A 21,959-nucleotide genomic window follows, 5' to 3' on the forward strand; every position below is an offset into this window, starting at 1 on the left:
AAAGAGATGCAAGGATTATTAATTGGTCTTATCATATTAGCTAGTATTATTTTAGCATTTTTGGTTTTAATCCAAAACCCAAAAGGAGGAGGTTTGTCTTCTGGTTTTTCTGGAGGAACGAATCTTATGGGTGTAAAACGTACAGGTGATTTTTTGGAGAAAGGTACCTGGATTATGGTGATTGCCATTATGGTATTCAGTTTAGGGGTAAATATTATAGGAACATCACCTAGCAGTACGTCGAAAGGTGGACTGGGAGGGCAAATTGAAGCTCCTGTACAGCAAGGTCCATTGAATTTAGGTAATCCGGCTCAAAAACCTGCGGGTTCTGCAACGGGACAAGAACAAGCAACTCCTCAATCGGAAGGAAATGCCCCAGCAGCAACTAAACCGGCTGAAGAGGCTAAGAAATAGTTTCTATCTACAAATAAAAAAAGCTTCGTCTACAAAAGACGAAGCTTTTTTTATTTTATGAGTTTTTGTTGTTAGGCTATGAAAGGATTGGGAATGTGATCGGATCTATTTTGTAAGACTGTCAGATGAATGGTGACAGTGTGACAGCAAAACAAATTATTATAGGTCGAGATGTTAAGTTTTCAGTGAAAAATTGTCCTATACGCTGTCTTATTTACAATTGGCATAAAAGATGATACGTCTATAACGATTATAACATAAAAATAAAATTCAATAACAGATAAAAAGTAAATTAATTATGGCATTAAGTATCAAACCTATCGGAGACAGAGTAGTAGTAGAAGCTGCTCCAGCAGAAGAAAAAACAGCTTCAGGGTTGTATATCCCCGATACAGCAAAAGAAAAACCATCTCAAGGTACAGTAGTTGCTGTAGGTACAGGTAAAGTTGACGAGCCGTTAACTGTAAAAGTTGGTGATAAAGTATTATACGGAAAATACGCGGGTACTGAAATTACTTACGAAGGAAAAGAGTACTTAATTATGCGTGAGTCTGATATTTATGCTGTTATCTAGGAGATTAAAAGTTAAAGGTAAAAATTAAAATTTAAAAGATCTACGGAGTGAGCCATAAGCGTGTAACGCCAAAATCTCGATATCCAATTTAAGATCTCAATACTCAATACTAAAAAAATGGCAAAACAAGTAAAATATAACGTTGAGGCTCGTGAGGCCCTTAAAAAAGGTGTAGACACTTTAGCAAATGCAGTTAAAGTAACATTGGGTCCTAAAGGACGTAACGTAATTATTGAAAAGAAATTTGGTGCACCAGTAATTACTAAAGATGGTGTTTCAGTTGCGAAAGAAATCGAATTGAAAGATGCTTTAGAAAATATGGGTGCTCAAATGGTAAAAGAAGTTGCTTCCAAAACCGCTGACCAAGCAGGTGATGGTACGACTACCGCTACTGTATTGGCGCAAGCTATTGTTGCTCCAGGTATTAAATCTGTAGCTGCTGGAGCCAATCCAATGGATTTGAAACGTGGTATTGATAAAGCTGTTGCGACTGTTGTTGCTAACTTGAAAACGCAATCCCAAGTAGTTGGTCAAGATAATAACAAAATCAAACAAGTTGCGACAATCTCTGCTAATAATGATGAAATAATCGGTTCTTTGATTGCTGAAGCAATGCAAAAAGTTGGTAACGATGGTGTTATCACTGTAGAAGAAGCAAAAGGTACCGAGACAGAAGTAAAAACGGTTGAAGGTATGCAATTTGACCGTGGTTACTTATCACCATATTTTGTGACAAATTCTGACAAAATGGAAGCAGAGTTGGATAGCCCTTACATTTTGATTTATGACAAGAAAATCAGTAACATGAAGGAATTGTTACCGATTTTGGAAAAACAAGTTCAAACGGGTAAACCATTGTTGATCATTGCGGAAGACCTAGACGGTGAAGCTCTTGCAACATTAGTTGTTAATAAAATCCGTGGTTCATTGAAAGTTGCTGCTGTGAAAGCTCCAGGTTTTGGTGACCGTCGTAAAGCTATGTTGGAAGATATCGCTATCTTGACAGGTGGTACTGTAATTTCTGAAGAAAGAGGTTTCAAATTGGAAAATGCAGAATTGTCTTATTTGGGGCAAGCTGAGAAGGTTCAGGTTGACAAAGATAATACAACAATCATCAATGGTTCTGGTAATGTTGATGACATTAAAGCTCGTGTTGCACAAATTCGTTCACAAATCGAAACGACTACTTCTGACTACGATCGTGAAAAATTACAAGAGCGTTTGGCTAAATTGTCAGGTGGTGTAGCCGTATTATATGTCGGTGCTACTACTGAAGTAGAAATGAAAGAGAAAAAGGACCGTGTGGATGATGCATTACATGCAACTCGTGCTGCGGTTGAAGAAGGTATCGTTGCTGGTGGTGGTGTTGCTTTCATCCGTGCTACAGATGCTTTGTCTGATCTTAAAGGTGAAAACGAAGATGAGCAAATTGGTATTGACATCATCAAACGTGCAATCGAAGAGCCTTTGCGTCAAATCTGTAACAACGCCGGTATCGAAGGTGCAGTTATCGTTCAAAAAGTAAAAGAAGGAACGGCTGACTTTGGTTACAATGCTCGTGCTGACCGTTATGAGAATTTAATTTCTGCGGGTGTAATCGATCCGACTAAGGTATCACGTGTTGCGTTGGAAAATGCGGCTTCAGTTGCTTCAATGTTACTAACAACTGAATGTGTATTGGCTGACGAAGCTGAAGAAAACCCTGTAGGTGCTGGTGCTCCTCCAATGGGTGGTGGTATGGGTGGAATGATGTAAGATCATTCATTCATTTATATAAAAAAGGCACGTTTGGATTTACGAACGTGCCTTTTTTATGATTTATCCAATTTTATTCTGTTTGCCTAGCTCTGAATATGCATACTGTGCTTAATCGGTCTTCTATTTTAAAGCTATAGATTCTAATATCCCTTAGCTGTGTCGTCGCCACGGGGATCAGCTCCAGTTTGTATCTTACCATTAGGAAGTATGAGAATGTTTTCTACACGCCCAATTGTACCTCTGGGATGTATTATATAACCATCTTTTGTCAGTTTATCACGAAGTAGTGGCGATATGGCATCTTTTTCAACGTCTATACGATCTGGAAGCCACTGATGATGAAATCTTGGCGAGCTTACCGCAGATTGTGCATTTTGTCCAAAATCAATAACATTGAGGATGGCTTGGAAAACAGAGGTTATGATCGTTGACCCACCTGGAGTCCCTACAATCATAAATAATTTATTGTTTTTTTCGAGGATGGTAGGTGTCATTGAGCTCAGCATCCTTTTGCCAGGCTGAATCTCATTTGCCTTTTCGCCAGTTAGTCCATACATATTGGGAACACCGGTCTTTACGGAGAAATCGTCCATTTCATTGTTCAGGAGAAAACCTGCACCATCAACAATTACTCCTGAACCATAGGAATCATTGAGTGTGGTCGTGATGGATACGGCATTCCCTTCCTCATCAACAATATTGAAGTGTGTTGTTTGTTCGCTTTCGTACCCTGGGATTACATCAGCCTGTACATCTTTGCTCAATGTGGCTTTATGGAAATTAAATGGATTGAGTTTGGACGCATTTGCACTTGAATCAATAAGAGATTGTACAGGTATTTTAACAAAATCAGGATCGCCGAGGTATTTAGCTCTGTTGGCATAGACATGGCGTTCGGCCTCAACGATAACACGGACTGTTGAGTCTGATTGGAAGCCCCAGCGCTGGAGAGGGAATTGTTCGACAGACTTTAGTAAAGCCAGCAAGGAAGTTCCTCCACTCGAGGGGGGCGGCATTGAAATAACTTTATATCCTCTATAGGTGGAATTGATCGGGGTGCGCCAAAGGGCCCGGTAATCTGTTAAATCTTGATTCTGAATAATTCCCTTCCCTTTGTTCATTTCAGCAACGATCAGATCAGCAGTTTTACCCTTATAGAAACCATCCCGTCCATCTGTTGCAATTCTTTCGAGTGTGTGTGCCAGTTCCTCCTGAATAAATAGATCGCTTGGTTGCCATGGAGTATCTTTAATAATGGCGGCTCCTGAAGGATTCAGTTTAACAAAGCGTTCTTTGTGGCTCTCGAATTCGTTGGCCTGTCGTTGACTGATTTTAAATCCTTTTCTGGCAAGCTCAATAGCCGGAACTACGAGTTCTTTCCATGGTAATTTCCCATATTTCTGATGTGCTTCCCACATACCTGCGACAGAACCGGGGATACCAGATGCTAACTGACTGTATAAGCTCAAATCAGGAATAACATTGCCATGGGAATCGAGATACATATCTCTAGATGCCTTTAATGGTGCTTTCTCCCGGAAATCCAATGCATTGTATTCACCTTTATGATTGCGGTAGAGCATAAATCCGCCGCCACCGATATTACCGGCATTAGGATATACAACCGCTAGTGCAAACTGTACAGCGACAGCTGCATCTATAGCATTGCCACCACGTTTCAAGATTTTCACACCAACTGCTGACGCTAGCGGATGTGCAGTAACCACAGCAGCTTTGTTAAAGGTACTGGGCTGATCGGCTGAATTTAGCTGCCTCTGCTTTGTTGAACATGATGCGAACAGCAAGCCTGTCATCAGACAATAAATAAGTAATTTATTCATAGTATTCAGTTGATACTCCTATACAGGTCCCCAAGGAATTCAGTATGAGCCAATGCCACACTAACCGTGTGGACTACTTTAATTTTTCATTATTTTTATGACGGTCGGCATCCCGAATTGATTTCTTTTGCAGGTTCTTTTCCAAGGCTTCCGTTAGATCGATTCCTGTTTGGTTTGCTAGGCACATTAAGACAAACAACACATCGGCCATTTCATCTGCTAAGTTTACTTCTTTGTCAGATTTTTTGAAAGATTGCTCGCCATATTGCCTGGCCATGATTCTGGCAACTTCACCAACTTCTTCCATCAATATGGCTGTATTGGTTAGTTCGTTGAAATAACGTACTCCAGTGCTATTGATCCATTTGTCAATGACCTGTTGTGCTTCCTTAATTGTCATCTTATTCAGTATAAAAAATTAAAAGTTGTCTCTATCTTTGCTGTCCATAATGATGGTGACCGGGCCATCATTTAATAGGTTGATTTTCATGTCAGCCCCAAATATGCCGATTTGAACCTGTTTTTGTAGCAGCTGACCCAGTAATTTAACCATCTCCTCATACAATGGCTTAGCTTTATCGGGTTTTGCAGCTCTGATAAATGAAGGCCTATTTCCCTTTTTTGTCTGCGCAAACAACGTGAATTGTGATATGAGCAGGATATTCCCGTCAATATCCTGTATGGATTTATTCATTAATCCCTTTTCGTCTTCAAAAATACGAAGGTTCAGAAACTTTTGCCCCAACCATTTTAGATCTTCATTCGTGTCAGCTTCTTCTATTCCTAATAAAATCAATAGTCCATTGAGTATCTGGCCTGTAATCTGTCCATCTACTGTACAAGAAGCATGCTTTACTCGTTGTATAACTGCGCGCATAACATAAAAAGTATAAAACCAAAGGTAAAGATTCTGATCGTCAAACACGATGTTATGTGAAATTATCCTATATATAAAGCGTCTCTTTCTCCGGTTTGAGAAAGAAACGTTTCTATTAAAAAGCTGTTTTAGAATTTGAAATTCAAGCCCAATAAAAAATTTGTTGGCGCCTGTGGGAAATAGAAATTATAATATTTCCTGGCATCACCTTCCATCCATCCAAAGGTATAGCCGTTTGCCTCGTATTTTTCGTTTAAAATATTGTTCACTTGTAAACTTGCACTGATGTTTTTTATGCCAAGGGCGGTAAAGCTATAATTTGCTAAAAAATTGTTGACAAAATAGGCGGAAATGCTTCTTTCTTTTGCTGAGGAATTGTCCAGGTATTGTCTGCTGACAAATTTCGAAAGTATAGAAAAAGTCAAAGGCGCTATTGGACGGTAAGAGAAATTGCTGGAGATAATTGTACTTGGAGATAGGGCAATAGTTGTCTTTGGATAGAAGGTTTTGGTATCGCCGATGACTTCTTCAAAGTCGTTGATTTTATTTTGGCTGAAACTGGCCGTGGCAAGCCAGCTGAATTGCTTATTAATGTTCCATGCTCCATCAAACTCCAATCCGATTCTATAGCTATCTTTTACGTTTTGTCGAATTGGGGAACCGGTATCACTAATTTCTCCTGTTGGAATTAATTGATCTTTGTAAAGCATACCATAACCATTGATTCCGATATTAAATTTTTCATTGGCAATCCGGTATCCGACTTCAATATCTTGCATTTTCTCAGGAGTTGGATCCGGCAATTTACTGTTTTTCTCTATGAAATCTTTGCGGACAGGCTCCTTTTGTGCAAATGCATAAGAGGCATAGATATTGGACTTGTCATTCAATAGATATGTCGCACCAATCTTGGGGTTTACAAAATTGAACTTTGGATGGTAATTGTAATTTTTTACCTTATCGTCATCACCATACATACGATAATCCACATTTCGGTATTGAATGTCGGCCATGAATATCCATTTATCCAATTTATAATCCACTTTTAGAAAATTGCTAAAATCATTTTTTTGGGATTTTCCAAAGTAATATTTATCGTCAAGAAAACCTGTAGAAGCATATTCGGCCCATATTACTTGTCCATAGTGTTTGCCCTTATACTGATTGTAAGCTCCGCCCCAGGTTATTTCAAATTGTTCGTTTGGCTTGTAATTCAGTGCATACGTCATACCATAGAAATAATTATCCAGCCATCTTCTTCTGACTAGATCGGTTTGTTGTATGGTATCTTGCCCAATGATGACATCAGGTAAACCGTATTTGCTTAACATATCTCCAGGTCTCATTTCTTCATAATAGCCATAACCTCTCGTGTAATGAAGGGCTGTATTGAGTGTTAATTTATCGCTCAGGATATTCGTATAATGAAGTTGATGGTGTTTTTGCGTATAATTATCGGTTTGGTTCTGATATGTATACAGATTATAGTTGCGACCTGCATTCATAAATCGATCTCTCTCGGCTCCGGATACACCAAGGCCATTATCAGCGTAATCATCCATCCGAGACCGATCGCCGCTGATTAATGGTTCGGGGACACCATTCCAAGCCTGATATGTTTTTTCCTTTCCCCAGAATACGATGGCCTTTAAGATATGTTTCTTGCCATAATATCCACCGTCAATATAGAAGGATTGTAGATCTGAAGCCCCTCTTTCAATGTAACCTTCGCTACTAATACGGGATAATCTGGCATTGAAGGCAAATTTGTCATTAATTAAGCCTGTTCCTAGTTTTACTGTGTTTTTCCAAGTATTATAAGAGCCAAATGAATTGTTGAGTTCGGCATAAGGTTTCTCGGATAAGGTATTGGACTGAATATTCAGGGAAGCACCAAATGAACCTGCTCCATTGGTGGAGGTTCCTATACCACGTTGTACCTGAATACTTTCTGTGGACGAGGCAAAATCTGGAAGATTGACAAAAAATGATCCCATGCTCTCAGCGTCATTTAAGGGAATTCCATTAAGAGTTACATTAATCCGTTGATTGTCGGAGCCTCTGATAGTCATACCAGTATACCCGATGCCAGCTCCTGCATCGGAGTTTACCTGTACCGATGGTGTTTGATTTAAAAGATAGGGGATATCCTGGCCAAGATTATTTCGCGTAATTTCTTCCTTTGATATGTTCTTAAATGTTGTAGGTGCATTTCTTTTTGCGCGGGTGGAGAGTACAAGGACTTCTTCAGTACGAATGTTTTTTGGCTCTAGCTGTACAGTTAATGTGGTGTTATTTTCAATAGTTACGCTTTTGCTCCAGGTTTCATATCCTATGAATGAAATCTGGACCGTGTGTTTTCCCGCAGTGATATTATAGAGTTTGATTACTCCATCCTTATCCGATTGGGCAGTAAAAGCTGCTTGTCGATCTAATGAAACCGAGACATTTTGTAAGGGTTGTTGGTTGCTCCTGTCTACAGTTTTAATAGTTAAATTGTGCTGGGCTACAGCAATTTGACTTGAAATGGTAGCTAAAACGCTACAAATCAAAAATTTGATCATGGTGATGTGTTTTGTTTAAGTTAAACAAACCATAGCCAGGGGTTACTATGATTGCTCCATTTAACTAACCTCTCCCTACGCCAGCATTATCTGGATCAGGTGTACAGAACTTAATCTGTTGGGTGTAATCTCAGCCTTTATTTGTGTTCCTGACAAAAAAGGCACCCCTATTCGATGTTGCGAATATATAAATTAAAATTGATATGCTGTATAAAGATATAATTTGTGACAAGGAAGGTATAGTACAAAAAAACTTAAAATTTCTTTTGAATTTAAACTTTTTCGTTATATGTTGCTTTTGGTGTTTATAATTCTTTTTAGGTACCTTGGCATAGATTTTTCTACTGCTGATATGTATTCATACAGGTCAAAAATTTTTTAGTAGAATTTATGATTATCATTTAAATGAGAGTGAGGATATAAAATGTTAAAATATTTAAGCGCGAATTATATTCTACCGATTACATCCATGCCAATAAAAGATGGGATCATTGCGGTAGATGAAGAGGGGGTAATTCAAGGTATCTATGATCCTACTTCATTTACGCCAACTGATAAAATCAATATTGAGAAATACGAAGGGGTGATCATTCCTGGTTTTATCAATGCGCACTGCCATATCGAACTATCCCACATGAAAGGGGCTGTACCTACAGGCACTGGGCTTCCAAGTTTTTTGAGTAAGGTCATGACCTCACGGGCTGCATCAATGAAAAAGATGGATGATGCCATGGCAAGAGCCGATAAGGAAATGTACGAAAATGGTATTGTGGCTGTAGGTGATCATGCAAACACGGATAATTCTTCTAAATTGAAAGAAGACTCGAAGATATTATACCATACGTTTGTCGAAGTCATCGGAATTGAGCCTGATGAAGCAGATTTTAAATTAAAGGAGGCAAAATTGTTGACTCAAGAATTTAGAAATGGCCATGTTTCCATGACACCGCATGCTCCATATTCCTGTTCAAAAGTCCTTTTTAAGAAATTCAAAAAACTAGTATCTGATACAAATATTATAAGCATTCACAACCAAGAAAGTGAAGAAGAAAATAAATTGTTCAGATACAAAATGGGGGCGTTTCTCAACTTTTATGAAAGTATTGGCAAGAGTGCTGATTCCATTAAAGCTCAAGCCCGAAATTCAATTCAATCCTATTTGCCCTATTTACCGTATCCGAATAAGCTGATATTAGTCCATAATACGTATACTTCCCTAAAGGATTTAGATTTTGTGGAGCGGATGGACCGGGATGTGGTCTGGTGTTTATGCCCTAAAGCAAATTTATATATTGAAGGGACATTGCCTAAAATTCAAAATTTTGTAAATGCTGGACAACCTTTAGTTATTGGAACAGATAGTTTAGCGTCAAACGATACACTTTCTATCTTAGAAGAGCTTAAAGTTTTACATAAACATTTTGAGGATCTGGATTTTTTACAAACGATTCAATGGGCGACTATTAACGGGGCTGTGGCGTTGAATATTCAAGATGAATTTGGATCGTTGGAAATTGGTAAGAAGCCAGGAGTTGTTTTGCTTCAGGGGATGGAACACATGCGATTAACTGATCATGTTAAAGTCAAACGCTTGATATAGTATTTAATTCCAATAAAACTTCTGTACTTTTGCTCTTATGAAACATTTGAATATTTCAATAAGAGGTAAAGTACAAGGAGTCTTTTTTCGACTGACGGCCAAAGCGGTTGCCAATCAGGTCGGTGTGAAGGGCTTTGTGCTCAATCAAAAGGATGGATCTGTTTACATCGAGGCCGAGGGCGACGATTTTGCGCTTGATTCATTGTTGGATTTCTGCCAGGAAGGTCCGGAAGATGCAAATGTTGAAGCTGTTGAAGTGAAGGAAGGCGAGCTAAAGGGCTTTTCTAATTTTGAAGTGATTAAAAGAGTCCAATCCTAAACTTTTCCGTTTTGTCAGTACTAAAGAAATTCGCCGGACAGACCATGATCTATGGGATGAGCACGATTATAGCACGTTTGCTTTACTTCGTGATGACACCCCTGTATGTTAATAAGTATCCCCCAGCTTCCTATGGTGTTGTAACCCAAATGTACGCATGGGCTTCTATGATCAATGCAATACTTGCATTTGGAATGGAGACTACATTTTTCAGGTATCTCCAAAAGGTCGAGGAAAAGGACAAACCCAAAGTCTTTAGCAATAGTTTTATTGTTATTGCTGTTTTAGCTGTGTTATTTTTTGTAACTGCGTTTATTTTTGCTGGTACCATTGGTACTTGGCTAAAAAAAGGAGAATATAGTGCGGATTTTGAACGATATGTGAAATATTTTGCTTTGATATTGGCAATGGATGCTCTGGCCGTGGTTCCTTTTGCAAAATTAAGATCAGAGGGAAGACCTATTCAATTTGGAGTGATCAAATTGGCGAATATCGGCATTATGGTCTCTCTAAATCTATTCTTTATTATGCTGGTCCCTTATCTGATTAATCAAGGGGGAACTTTTGGGGCGTGGTGTTCAGGTTGGTACCGTGATGAATGGATCGGTTATATTTTTATTTCCAATATCGTTGCTAGCGCTGTTACCCTATTATTGCTTTTACCTCAAATGAAGGGATTTTCTTTCAGGCCTGAGAAGCAATTGATCTTAAAAATGCTATCCTATAGCACACCAATCTTAATAGCCAATATTTCCTATATTATTAATGAAAACTTAGATAAGATCGTGCTTCCAATGTATTTACCAAAGGATGTCGGTGATCAAGATCTAGGCATATATGGAGCCGTAGGAAAATTGGCGATGTTCCTGAGTATTTTTGTCCAGGCTTTTCGATTAGGTGCTGAACCATTTTTCTTTTCGTATTCAAAAAACGCCAATGCAAAGAAAACCTATGCGATCATCATGGAGTACTTTGTTATTGTGATGATGTTGGTGATGCTGGGCATAACAGCAAATATAGATTGGTTAAAATATTTTATAAAAGGTAAGGATGAGGTGACACGGGAGTTATATTGGTCGGGTCTTTTTATTGTTCCTTTATTATTATTCAACTATGTCTTACTGGGGATCTATATGAATTTGTCCGTATGGTATAAGCTATCAGATCAAACCCGTTATGCGCTATATATCTCACTTGTAGGGGCAGGAATAACTATAGTAGCCAACTATTATCTGATTCCTAAATATAGTTATGTAGGCGCGGCAATTGTTACCTTCCTGGCTTATTTCTCAATGGTGGTGCTATCTTATATCTGGGGACAAAAAAATTATCCTATTCCATATAAACTGGGCAAAATATTGCTGTATATTGTGACGGGCATATTGTTCTCCTATCTTTCCTATTTTGTATTCCAACATAATGTTTTCATCGGTAACGGTTTGCTGATGGTTTATATAGTGGGGATATTTCTGATGGAACGAAATCAACTCAAGCAATTTATAAGAAAGAGAGCTTAAACGAAAAGGCCGTGCTGATGTAATTAAATTCAGCACGGCCTTTTTGTTTATAGATTCTGTTATTAAGCTTAAACTATTTCAGCTTCAGCTGTGAAATTATGTTCAATCTCGTGAAGTACCTCAAGTATTTCTGTTTGGCTTTGCAGACTAACCAATTTCATCCGATGCTCTTTAAAATTAGGAATTCCTTTAAAGTAATTTGCGTAATGTCTTCGCATTTCGAAAATTCCTAGTTTGTCACCCTTCCATTCAATGGATTTGTTCAGGTGTGTCCTACAGACCTCGACACGTTCAGCAATAGTAGGTCCTTCTAATCGCTGCCCAGTTTTGAAAAAATGTTTTATTTCTCTAAAGATCCAAGGATATCCAATTGCCGCACGGCCAATCATAATTCCATCCACTTCAAATTCTTGTCGCCACGCAGCGGCTTTTTCAACAGAGTCTACATCTCCATTGCCAAAAATCGGAATCTGAATGCGCGGATTACGTTTTATATCACGGATCATGGACCAGTCTGCCTGCCCTTTGTATAATTGGGCACGTGTACGTCCATGTATGGCAAGAGCCTTAATACCTACATCCTGTAATCTTTCTGCGACTTCGTACACATTTTTAGTATTGTCGTCCCAACCAAGACGGGTCTTCACTGTGACTGGCAGATCTGTTGCATCTACAACAGCTTTGGTCATCGCTACCATTTTATCAATGTCCTGTAGCAAGGATGAACCAGCTCCTTTACAGACCACTTTTTTAACTGGACAGCCATAATTGATGTCGATTAAATCGGGACCAGCCTTGGTACAGATTTCAGTCGACTGGCGCATACTTTCAATGTCACCACCAAAGATCTGGATACCAATAGGTCGTTCATATTCAAAAATATCTAGCTTCTGAACTGATTTGGCAGCATCCCGAATAAGTCCTTCCGAAGAGATAAATTCAGTATACATTAAATCAACACCATTCTGTTTGCATACATAGCGAAACGGAGGATCGCTTACATCCTCCATCGGAGCTAGTAACAAAGGGAATTCACCCAAATCAATATTTTCACCAATCTTAACCGACATCTTCGATAAATTTTTTACAAAGGTACAAAATTTGACATTAGTATCCAGATTGTGGGATCAGACTTGATAATGATCCATTGCTTTTATGTTCTTATAATTGTTTTACAAAATCCTTGATTGCTTGTCCAGGATTGTTTGTTTTCATAAAATTTTCACCGATTAAAAAGCCTTGGAAACCAGCTTTTCTCAGCGCTTTGATGGTTGAAGGATCGGATATGCCGCTTTCAGATACTTTGATGTATTCCGATGGAATCTTATCCAAAAGATCATACGAGTGTTGTAGATCGACGGTGAAATCCTTTAGATTCCTATTGTTGACACCAATGGCATCAATATCATCGAAAAGATTGTCCAACAGTTCCTGCTCATTATGGACTTCAAGTAATACATTGAGCCCGATCTGATGTGCGTAAGCGGCAAATTCCTGCACTTCTTCCTTTTTGAGGCAGGCCGCTATTAAAAGGATGACATCGGCACCATAAGCCTTGGCTTCGGTAATCTGATACTTGTCGACAATGAATTCTTTTCTTAAGATCGGGATATTGAGGACTTTACGTGCTTTGGATAGATCTTCTAAATTTCCTTTAAAAAATTCTCCATCAGTAAGGACAGAGACGGCTGAAGCGCCGGCTTCTTCGTATGCCTTTACAACATCTTCTACTGCTGATGTACTGTTGATATTTCCTTTTGATGGTGATGCTCTTTTATATTCAGCAATAATGCCCGTTTTTTCAGGATCTAGAATAGATTCTCTCAAGGAGAGACAGGCTACGCCGAAATAGGGATAGTTCAATAGCTCTTCGAATGGGACTAAAGCTTTGGCTTTTTCTACTTCTATTTTTTTTCGTTCAATGATTTTATCGAGTATTGTCATTTGTAGTAGTAAGATATTAGTATTGAGATTTTAGTACTTTAAGCCTTCGGCTGACATATTTTCTCTATTTTAATTTTTTAGTATTGCAGTTTAAGTATTGAGATTTTGGTGCTTCAAGCCTTAGGCGGACACGAGATCTCTATTACGCTTACACGCTTTTCATTGCTGTGTTCCTGATACATGAATGATCATATTACACGACTCAACGAGGCGTAAGCTTGATAAGTAAGGTCTAAATACTCCCATCTCAATACTCTATACTAAAATAACCAGTTTTCAATTAATTTTTTTCCATTTGTTGTCAATACCGATTCGGGGTGAAACTGCATGCCCCGTACGTCATATTCGTTATGTGTCAAGGCCATGATGATACCATTTTCGTCGAGTGCTGTTACTTTGAGACAAGCAGGCAAGGTATCCTTGTTTACAGCCCATGAATGGTAACGCCCTATTTTGGAATCTTTTGGAAAGTCTTTAAATAGTTTTTCTGATTCATCAGTAACTGTAATGGTTGTCGCCACACCATGCAAGGGTTTTTCCATATTGAATAGTGTTCCACCGAAAACTTCAGCGATAGCTTGCTGGCCCAAACAGATTCCCAATATACTTTTATGTGCTGCATATGTACGGATGACATCAAGCAAAAGCCCTGCTTCTTCAGGAATACCAGGACCCGGAGAAAGAAGTATTTTGTCGAAAGCATCAATATCTTCCAATTTAAACTTATCGTTTCTCAATACAACATAATCTTGTTCTAATTCCTGTAATAAATGGACCAAGTTGTAGGTGAATGAGTCGTAATTATCAATAACGACTATTTTATTTTTGCTCATAACCTTTTGTTATAAAATCTGGATTAATATAGTTTTCGATCTCCTGAAATATCGTCTGGATAAACTCAGTGGGCAAATTGAATTTTTTTGCCAATAAAGCGTAATTGCTAGTTAAATTCCGAATGACGTTCTGTTCACCGTCTTGTCCTCCTCTGAGTGTCTTGCCTTTGTTGATATAGGTCTTCCGTAATGCCAACAACTCAACGATGCGACTGTCGATGGTGTCAATTGAAGCGTTGATATGTTGACTGCTGACACAGTATTCCAATGGTCTGATCATAATGTTTCTGCTAATTGTAATGCTTTTCGCAAAGCCGCTATTTTGTTATTTACTTCCTGAAGTTCCATTTCAGGATCAGAGTCCAGTACAATGCCGCCACCGGCCTGATAATGTAAGGTGTTTTGTTTGCTCAAGAAGGAGCGGATCATGATAGCATGATTGAAATCACCATTAAAGCCCATAAAACCGATCGCCCCTGAATAAAAGGAACGCTGTAGGCCTTCATAACGGTCGATCAATGTCAAGGCCATATGTTTTGGTGCGCCTGAAAGTGTACCAGCAGGATAGGTATCGCCCACAATGTCAAATGGGTTGATATTGTCTTTCAATGTGCCTGTTACTTTGGATACCAAATGGATGATATGCGAATAATATTGTGGTTCCATGTAAGACTCAACCTTGACTTGAGTACAGTGTCTGCTTAAGTCATTACGGGCAAGGTCAACAAGCATCACATGTTCTGAGGTTTCTTTTGGGTCTTCCTTCAACCTGGAAGCAATCTTCTGGTCTTCATCCATGTCACCTGTACGCTTGAATGTTCCCGCTATCGGAAAAATTGTTGCCTGTTTTCCATGTATACGTAACTGGGCTTCTGGGGATGATCCAAAGAGTTTAAAATCGCCGTAATCAAAATAGAAAAGGTAAGGGGATGGGTTAATGGATCGTAGGGCACGATAGACATTAAATTCATCACCAGAGAATGAAGTCTTGAAGCCTCTCGATGGAACGATCTGGAAAACATCGCCACGTTGGATATGTTCTTTCATCTTTTTGACCAATTGGCGATGTTCTTCATCGGTACGGTTGGAGCTTTCTCCGCCAGCCAATTTGAAGGTGTACTCTGGGAAATTTTTATTCTGAATAAGAAACTGCATTCTTTCAAGTTCCGATTCTTCACCTTCCAACAGGTGTTCAAAGATATAAAGCTGGTTACGGAAGTGGTCGATGGCAATAACATATTTGTAGACGTGATATTGCATGAATGGTATTTTCCGTTCAGGATCTACTGCTGTTGTCAACTTGATATCCTCAAAGTGCTCGATACAATCGAAGGTAAAATAACCGAAAAGACCATTGGAGATCAGGTTAAGTTCAGCAATTGTTGAATCTTCGAAAGAATTCCGGAAATCGGAAACTTCCTGACGTAATTCGATTTCCTGCGCATGTTTTATGATGCGTTCTTTGCCAGGATAAGTTAAGGTTAGCTCCTTTTCATCGAGTTGAATTCCAGCAATAGGCTGACAACAGATATAACTGATGTTATTGTCGCGACTGTGGTAGTCAGAACTTTCCAATAACAATGAGTTTGGAAAGATGTCTCTAAGGCGAAGGTAGATACTCACCGGAGTCGTTGTGTCCGCGAGTAATTTTCTGCTTTCTGTTTTGAATCTATACTTCATTTTTATATTTTTTTCTTTTTGATAAACGTTAATACATAAAAAAACCCGATACTGTTTAGCATCGGGTTTGGAATTTCCATAAATGGTTTTGGTTGATTATGAAATATGATGACAATACCAATTAGTTCCCGATGCTTATTGCTTCAGGCCACCACCAATTTGTATTTGTATATCTTCGTGTCATTATTACACAAATTTATAAAAAAAAATAAATAAGCAAACTTTTTGTGATAAAAAAACAAAAATACACCTTATTCCTTAATCATTTAATAAATCGGGACGTCTTTCCTGTGTTCTTTTTAGCTGTTGTTCATGCTTCCAGGTAGCGATGTTTGCTTCATGTCCGCTGAGCAAAATATCGGGTACTTTGTGCCCTTTCCAGTCTGCAGGGCGTGTATAGATCGGCGCATCAAGCAGTCCGTCCTGAAAAGAATCCGAAAGTGCGGAGGTCTCATCAGATAAAACTCCGGGGATCAGACGGATGATCGCGTCTGTAACAATTGCTGCGGGAAGTTCGCCTCCGGACAGCACATAATCACCCACCGAGATTTCCTTTGTCACATATATATCCCGGATACGTTGGTCTATACCTTTGTAGTGGCCACAGAGAATGATGATATTCTCTTTTGTGGACAATCCGTTTGCGATATCTTGATTGAATGTTTCACCGTCGGGTGTCATATAGATGATCTCATCATATTTCCGCTCGGCCTGTAGCTGTTCAATGCATTTTGCGAAGGGCTCGATTTGTAGGACCATACCTGACCCACCACCATAAGGATAATCATCGACACTTTTGTGCTTGTTTGTTGAATAATCTCTTAGATTGTGAACATGTATTTCTGCCAAGCCTTTATTCTTTGCACGTTGCAAAATAGAGTGTGCAAATGGACTTTCCAAAAGGTCGGGTAAGACCGTAATAATATCAAAACGCATGGCGCAAAGATACACAAAAATGCACCATTGTCTATTTATAAGATTGATTCGCTTATCTTTGTGGCAAATTTAAGTGTACATACAGTGATTGACGTAAATAATATTTCTGTTTCCTTTGGGGGAACGACTCTTTTTTCGGATGTATCATTCTCCATTAATGAGAATGATAAGATTGCATTGATGGGTAAGAACGGTGCGGGTAAATCTACCCTGTTGAAAATTATCGCTGGCGTGGGAAAGCCTACAACGGGTAATGTCGCAGGGCCAAAAGACGCGGTTATTGCATACCTACCGCAGCATTTGCTGACAGAGGATAATGTAACAGTCTTTGAGGAGACCTCGAAAGCTTTCGAGGAGGTTTACGGCATGCGGGATGAATTGGAGCAACTGAACGAGCAGCTGAATGTCCGTACGGATTATGAGTCGGATGATTATATGCAATTGATCGAACGGGTGTCAGAGCTGAGCGAGAAGTTTTATTCGATCGAAGAGGTCAATTACGATGCGGAGGTAGAAAAGGTGCTAAAAGGGCTTGGTTTTGAACGATCGGATTTTACCAGACAGACGTCGGAATTTTCCGGGGGCTGGCGTATGCGTATCGAACTAGCTAAAATATTATTAAAAAAACCGGATCTGATTTTGTTGGATGAGCCGACCAACCATATGGATATCGAGAGTATCCAATGGCTGGAGGATTTCCTTGTCAATTCGGCCAAAGCAGTTATTGTTATATCACACGATAGAGCCTTTGTCGATAATATCACCAACCGTACCATTGAGGTGACGATGGGGCGTATTTACGACTATAGAGCCAAGTACAGCCATTACTTGGAACTGCGTCAGGAAAGACGTCAGCATCAGCTGAAAGCTTATGAGGAGCAGCAACGTTTTATTGCTGACAATCAGGAATTCATTGACCGTTTTAGAGGTACTTATTCGAAAACCTTGCAGGTACAGTCACGTGTTAAGATGTTGGAAAAGCTGGAAATTATCGAAATTGATGAAATCGATACTTCAGCCTTGCGTCTGAAATTTCCCCCTTCACCACGCTCGGGTCAATATCCTGTGATTGTGGAAGATCTTAGCAAAGCATATGACGATCATGTCGTATTCCAAAAAGCCAATATGGTGATTGAACGCGGAGAAAAAGTTGCTTTTGTCGGTAAGAACGGTGAGGGTAAATCAACCATGATCAAAGCGATTATGGGCGAAATAGATTTTGAAGGTACATTGAAAATAGGCCATAATGCCAAAATCGGTTACTTTGCTCAGAATCAAGCCGCTTTATTGGATGGCGAATTGACTGTTTTTGATACCATCGACCAAATCGCCGTGGGCGATGTGCGCGTAAAAATGAAAGATCTTCTGGGGGCTTTTATGTTCAGCGGGGATGACACGACGAAAAAGGTTAAAGTATTATCCGGTGGTGAGCGAACTCGTCTGGCGATGATAAAACTACTTTTGGAACCCGTGAATGTGTTGATCCTCGATGAGCCGACCAACCATTTGGACATGAAGACCAAGGATATTATCAAAGATGCTTTAAAGGATTTTGATGGTACATTGATCCTTGTTTCACACGACCGTGACTTTTTGGACGGCTTAGCGGAGAAAGTATTTGAGTTTGGAAATAAGCGTGTCCGTGAACATTTTGAGGACATCAAAGGATTCTTGGAATATAAGAAAATGAGCAGTTTAAAGGATATTGAGCGATAGCATCTAAATCAACGGAGTGTAAATATATGCTGTTAGTCTATCTCATATAATCATACGCTATAAGTTTTTGTCCAAATCCCGATATTTGCAGTACAGAAATCAGAAACTTTATCTGTAACGAAGTCTCCTGAGCTTAGCTATAAGAGCAACTGACCTGTAACTAACAGGTTATTGGTTTATCTCTATAGGAGGTTCAGTTATAAAAAGCGGCTTTATATAAAAAAGCCGCTTTTTGCGTTTCAAACGAAGATTAAATCGGATCTTTACGCTTTTTTTTCTTAATCCCAAAGGGTGTGAAAGATACCTGCCTGATCAATACGCTCATAGGTATGTGCGCCAAAATAGTCTCGTTGTGCTTGTATAATATTTGTAGGTAATTTTTCGGATCGGTAGGCATCAAAGTAAGAGAGTGCGTTTACGTATCCGGATACGGGTATCCCGTTTGCGATAGCATCTTTCAATACCTCGCGAAGGCTGGCCTGCGTGTTCAGCAACTTTTGTGCAATGCTGTTATCGAGTAGGATATTGCGCAGGTCCGGATTAGCCGCATAGGCTTTTCTAAAGTCCTCGAGCAAAGCCGCGCGAATAATACAGCCGCCGCGCCAAACTTTGGTTACCACCTGCAAATCTAGCTCATAGCTGTAGCTTTCCGATGCAACAGTAAGCTGTGCCAAACCTTGCGCATAGGTCGTGATGATCACAAAGTACAATGCATCTTTTAAGCGATCGATGAGTTTTGTTGCGGGGAGATCAACAGCTTGTCCATCCCAATGAAGTAATTTTGCTGCTTCCAAACGCTCGGGTTTGTATTTGGACATATCGCGCATATTGACCGCTGCATCAATCACCGGCACTGGCACCTGTAGATCCATCGCATTTTGCGAAGTCCATTTACCCGTTCCTTTTGATCTTGCCCAATCTGAAATCAGGTCCACCAAATATTGGTTACCTTCTTTTTTCTTCAGAATCTGAGCAGTAATCTCAATCAAGAACGAGTTTAGTTTGCCCTTGTTCCATTCTTCAAAGGTCTGCTGTATGGTTTGGGTGTCAAAACCATATAATCTTTTCATCAGGTCATAGGTCTCTGCGATCAACTGCATGATACCATATTCGATACCGTTATGCACCATCTTTACATAATTTCCGGCAGACCCGTTGCCTAGAAATTCTACACAGGGCTCGCCGTTTACCTTGGCCGAAACCGCCTCAAATATTGGCCTTAGCCTTTCGTATGCCTTTCTGTCGCCACCGGGCATCAAGCTCGGCCCGCGACGAGCGCCACTCTCTCCTCCAGATATGCCCATTCCGAAGAAATGCATACCCATCCCGGAAAGCTCATTAAATCGTCTGTCCGTATCCGCAAAGTAGCTGTTTCCGCCGTCGATGATTATATCTCCTTTATCCAAAAGCGGCACAAGACTGGCAATCGCCATATCAACCGGCTTTCCGGCCGGCACCAACAGCATAATTGCTCTGGGTTGTTGCAAAGCCCCTATAAATTCTTTTACCTGGGTCGTCACTTTGATGCGATGCCCTTCACCTGCTTCAGCTTCCAATGACTCAGCTTTCTGTGGGTCAAGGTCTAATCCGGCTACCGCGAAACCGTTGTCGGCGATGTTCAGCAATAAATTACGTCCCATTATGCCGAGTCCGACAATTCCAAAATCGTAATTATTCATTTTATCTATACTCATCGTTCAATACCGTTTTTAAAGTTGAAATTTACCATTTTTGTTGATACTATGAAAGGCAATTATCAGCAGATTGGTATGAAGCGCTTTTTTTTCTCCAATTACTTCGATGGTATTGAGTGTTTTGTTGTAAACTAACAGATAATCCGTATATTGAACTCTCCTAAACATCAATTTTATTTATGATCATTGGATTAGACATTGGGACATCATCTGCGAAAGCTGTTGCATTTGACTACGAAGGTAACATCTTGTCGCAACATGGTATACCTTATCCCATATTAAACCCGTCGGAAGGCTGGTACGAGCAAGATCCGGAGATTGTTTATGCTGCATGTATTGAGTCTATTAGGTATGTCATGGTTAGCTTAAAGCAATCGAGTGCCGAGATACCGAAACCCGTATGCATTTCGGTGAGCAGTGCTATGCACGGACTGATCGCTGTTGACTCGGTGGGAATGCCACTTAGCAATTGCATGATATGGGCAGATCGCAGAAGCGAGGATATTGCGGTAGCCTTGGAGGCAAGTGAGACTGGCAGGCTGCTTTATCAGCAGACGGGTACACCGATACATCCCATGTCTTTGCTCTGCAAATTAATGTGGATAAAGTCTAACGATCAAAAATTATTTGCGCAGTCGCACAAGTTTATCGGTATCAAAGAATTTCTTTTTTACCGGCTCTTTGGCGTTTATGTGGTCGATCATTCCATTGCATCTGCCACAGGGCTTTTCGACATACATCGCCTAAAATGGTCTGATCAGGCGTTAAAATTGACGGGCATATCGGAAGAACAACTAGCATCACCAGTTCCGGTCGATTATATGTTAAATATGCCTAGCCGAGAAATTGCGGACTTGATGCACATCCCTGAAGATACCCCCTTTGTTATAGGCGGTAGTGATGGGTGTTTGGCTAATCTCGGGGTAGGGGCTATACGTCCTGGGGTGGCTTCGGTAACTGTCGGTACCAGTGGAGCTATTCGCGTGGGAAGTCCGCAGGCAAATCAAGAAAAAAAACAAAGGCTATTTACCTACCTACTGAGACCGGATGAATATATAATTGGTGGCGCGGTTAACAATGGAGGTGTATTACGCAACTGGTTTCGAGATAATTTTTTGCATGAATTTATCCAAACGGAAACGGATGGAGATTCTTCTACCGCGTTAAATGCTTTGGTCGACTCCGTCGTTCCCGGGACAGAGGGCTTGATATTCTTGCCCTATTTAACCGGTGAACGGGCACCACATTGGAATTCCAATGCAAAAGGCGTTTATTTTGGGATACAGCTGCATCATGGCAGGGCGCACTTTGCGCGGGCCATGATGGAAGGGATGTTGTTTGCAATTTACAGTGTAGGAATCGCATTGGAGGAGAACACCGGCCCCATTCATACGATCTTTGCAAGCGGCGGCTTAGCGCGTTCATCATTGTTGCCGCAAATGCTTGCAGACATTTTCAATAAACCTGTATTCACCAAAAATACGGTAGAAAGCTCTGCATGGGGAGCAGCATTGATAGGCTTGGAAGCATTGGGTATACAGGCGGGTGAGCCTTCCGTAAAAAACAAGCAAGTGGCGGGAACACATGATACCGAGTACTATTACAAACCGAGTGAAGAGAATCACGCCATATATATGAAGAATTTCCAGAAATTTGAACGCCTGTACCATATATTGGAAGGTGAGTTTTAAC

Annotated in this window: 19 protein-coding genes; 8 read left to right on the forward strand and 11 right to left on the reverse strand. The window is 40.0% G+C overall.

The window, feature by feature from the left end; translation table 11 throughout:
• Positions 1–6 precede the first annotated feature (6 nt).
• The 3 genes from secG to groL all read left to right on the forward strand — a co-directional run bounded on the left by secG (position 7) and on the right by groL (position 2,743).
• Positions 7–414: a preprotein translocase subunit SecG gene (gene secG, locus HX021_RS14450; protein ID WP_286591135.1), complete on the forward strand. Its 408-nt coding sequence runs from the start codon at positions 7–9 to the stop codon at positions 412–414.
• Between the two features lie 298 nt (positions 415–712).
• Positions 713–988 carry a co-chaperone GroES gene (locus HX021_RS14455; RefSeq protein ID WP_028070710.1) on the forward strand — a complete coding sequence of 92 codons (276 nt, stop codon included), beginning with the start codon at positions 713–715 and terminating at the stop codon, positions 986–988.
• 117 nt (positions 989–1,105) lie between these two features.
• Positions 1,106–2,743, forward strand: a complete 1,638-nt coding sequence (gene groL, locus HX021_RS14460) for a chaperonin GroEL (protein WP_286591136.1) — start codon at positions 1,106–1,108, stop codon at positions 2,741–2,743.
• 143 nt (positions 2,744–2,886) lie between these two features.
• Here the strand turns inward: groL and ggt are convergent, their stop codons facing one another.
• The 4 genes from ggt to HX021_RS14480 form a co-directional block, all read right to left on the reverse strand.
• Positions 2,887–4,587 (reverse strand): gamma-glutamyltransferase, encoded by a 1,701-nt coding sequence (gene ggt / locus HX021_RS14465; RefSeq protein WP_286591137.1) that lies wholly within the window; start codon positions 4,585–4,587, stop codon positions 2,887–2,889.
• A 73-nt stretch (positions 4,588–4,660) separates the two neighbouring features.
• Positions 4,661–4,987, reverse strand: a complete 327-nt coding sequence (locus HX021_RS14470) for a nucleotide pyrophosphohydrolase (RefSeq protein ID WP_286591138.1) — start codon at positions 4,985–4,987, stop codon at positions 4,661–4,663.
• A gap of 18 nt (positions 4,988–5,005) precedes the next feature.
• A complete protein-coding gene (dtd, locus tag HX021_RS14475) occupies positions 5,006–5,464 on the reverse strand; it encodes a D-aminoacyl-tRNA deacylase (protein WP_286591139.1) in 459 nt (152 codons plus the stop codon).
• A 128-nt stretch (positions 5,465–5,592) separates the two neighbouring features.
• Positions 5,593–8,028 (reverse strand): TonB-dependent receptor, encoded by a 2,436-nt coding sequence (locus HX021_RS14480; RefSeq protein WP_286591140.1) that lies wholly within the window; start codon positions 8,026–8,028, stop codon positions 5,593–5,595.
• Positions 8,029–8,452: 424 nt separating this feature from the next.
• Here HX021_RS14480 and HX021_RS14485 point away from each other — a divergent pair, with 424 nt between their 5' ends.
• The 3 genes from HX021_RS14485 to HX021_RS14495 are packed head-to-tail and all read left to right on the forward strand — an operon-like array spanning position 8,453 to position 11,464.
• A complete protein-coding gene (locus HX021_RS14485) occupies positions 8,453–9,628 on the forward strand; it encodes an amidohydrolase family protein (protein WP_286591141.1) in 1,176 nt (391 codons plus the stop codon).
• Positions 9,629–9,665: 37 nt separating this feature from the next.
• Positions 9,666–9,947, forward strand: a complete 282-nt coding sequence (locus HX021_RS14490) for an acylphosphatase (RefSeq protein WP_286591142.1) — start codon at positions 9,666–9,668, stop codon at positions 9,945–9,947.
• Between the two features lie 44 nt (positions 9,948–9,991).
• Positions 9,992–11,464, forward strand: a complete 1,473-nt coding sequence (locus HX021_RS14495; RefSeq protein ID WP_286591312.1) for a lipopolysaccharide biosynthesis protein — start codon at positions 9,992–9,994, stop codon at positions 11,462–11,464.
• Between the two features lie 68 nt (positions 11,465–11,532).
• Here HX021_RS14495 and dusB read toward each other — a convergent pair whose 3' ends face one another.
• The 6 genes from dusB to trmD form a co-directional block, all read right to left on the reverse strand.
• Positions 11,533–12,534, reverse strand: coding sequence for a tRNA dihydrouridine synthase DusB (dusB, locus tag HX021_RS14500; RefSeq protein WP_286591143.1), 1,002 nt, complete (start codon positions 12,532–12,534; stop codon positions 11,533–11,535).
• 91 nt (positions 12,535–12,625) lie between these two features.
• Entirely contained in the window at positions 12,626–13,408 is a 783-nt protein-coding gene (trpC, locus tag HX021_RS14505) for an indole-3-glycerol phosphate synthase TrpC (protein ID WP_286591144.1), read from the reverse strand.
• 260 nt (positions 13,409–13,668) lie between these two features.
• On the reverse strand, positions 13,669–14,241 hold the full coding sequence (locus HX021_RS14510) for an anthranilate synthase component II (protein WP_286591145.1): 573 nt from the start codon (positions 14,239–14,241) through the stop codon (positions 13,669–13,671).
• The gene (locus HX021_RS14515) at positions 14,228–14,521 is read right to left on the reverse strand and encodes a chorismate mutase family protein (protein ID WP_286591147.1); all 294 of its coding nucleotides are present in this window, start codon (positions 14,519–14,521) and stop codon (positions 14,228–14,230) included. Before HX021_RS14515 ends, HX021_RS14510 begins: the two co-directional genes overlap by 14 nt.
• Positions 14,518–15,921, reverse strand: coding sequence for an anthranilate synthase component I family protein (locus HX021_RS14520; RefSeq protein ID WP_286591148.1), 1,404 nt, complete (start codon positions 15,919–15,921; stop codon positions 14,518–14,520). The genes HX021_RS14515 and HX021_RS14520 overlap by 4 nt, the downstream gene beginning before the upstream one ends.
• A 258-nt stretch (positions 15,922–16,179) precedes the next feature.
• Positions 16,180–16,857: a tRNA (guanosine(37)-N1)-methyltransferase TrmD gene (gene trmD, locus HX021_RS14525; protein ID WP_286591149.1), complete on the reverse strand. Its 678-nt coding sequence runs from the start codon at positions 16,855–16,857 to the stop codon at positions 16,180–16,182.
• 84 nt (positions 16,858–16,941) lie between these two features.
• On the opposite strand from trmD, the gene HX021_RS14530 reads away from it, so the two are divergent.
• The gene (locus HX021_RS14530; protein WP_286591313.1) at positions 16,942–18,573 is read left to right on the forward strand and encodes an ABC-F family ATP-binding cassette domain-containing protein; all 1,632 of its coding nucleotides are present in this window, start codon (positions 16,942–16,944) and stop codon (positions 18,571–18,573) included.
• A gap of 278 nt (positions 18,574–18,851) precedes the next feature.
• On the opposite strand, the gene gnd is transcribed toward HX021_RS14530, so the two are convergent.
• Positions 18,852–20,267 carry an NADP-dependent phosphogluconate dehydrogenase gene (gene gnd / locus HX021_RS14535; RefSeq protein WP_286591151.1) on the reverse strand — a complete coding sequence of 472 codons (1,416 nt, stop codon included), beginning with the start codon at positions 20,265–20,267 and terminating at the stop codon, positions 18,852–18,854.
• A 179-nt stretch (positions 20,268–20,446) separates the two neighbouring features.
• Between gnd and HX021_RS14540 the strand changes: the two genes are divergently transcribed.
• Entirely contained in the window at positions 20,447–21,958 is a 1,512-nt protein-coding gene (locus tag HX021_RS14540; RefSeq protein ID WP_286591152.1) for a gluconokinase, read from the forward strand.
• Position 21,959 lies beyond the last annotated feature (1 nt).

The organism is Sphingobacterium sp. N143 (assembly GCF_030325625.1).
Classification (GTDB): domain Bacteria; phylum Bacteroidota; class Bacteroidia; order Sphingobacteriales; family Sphingobacteriaceae; genus Sphingobacterium.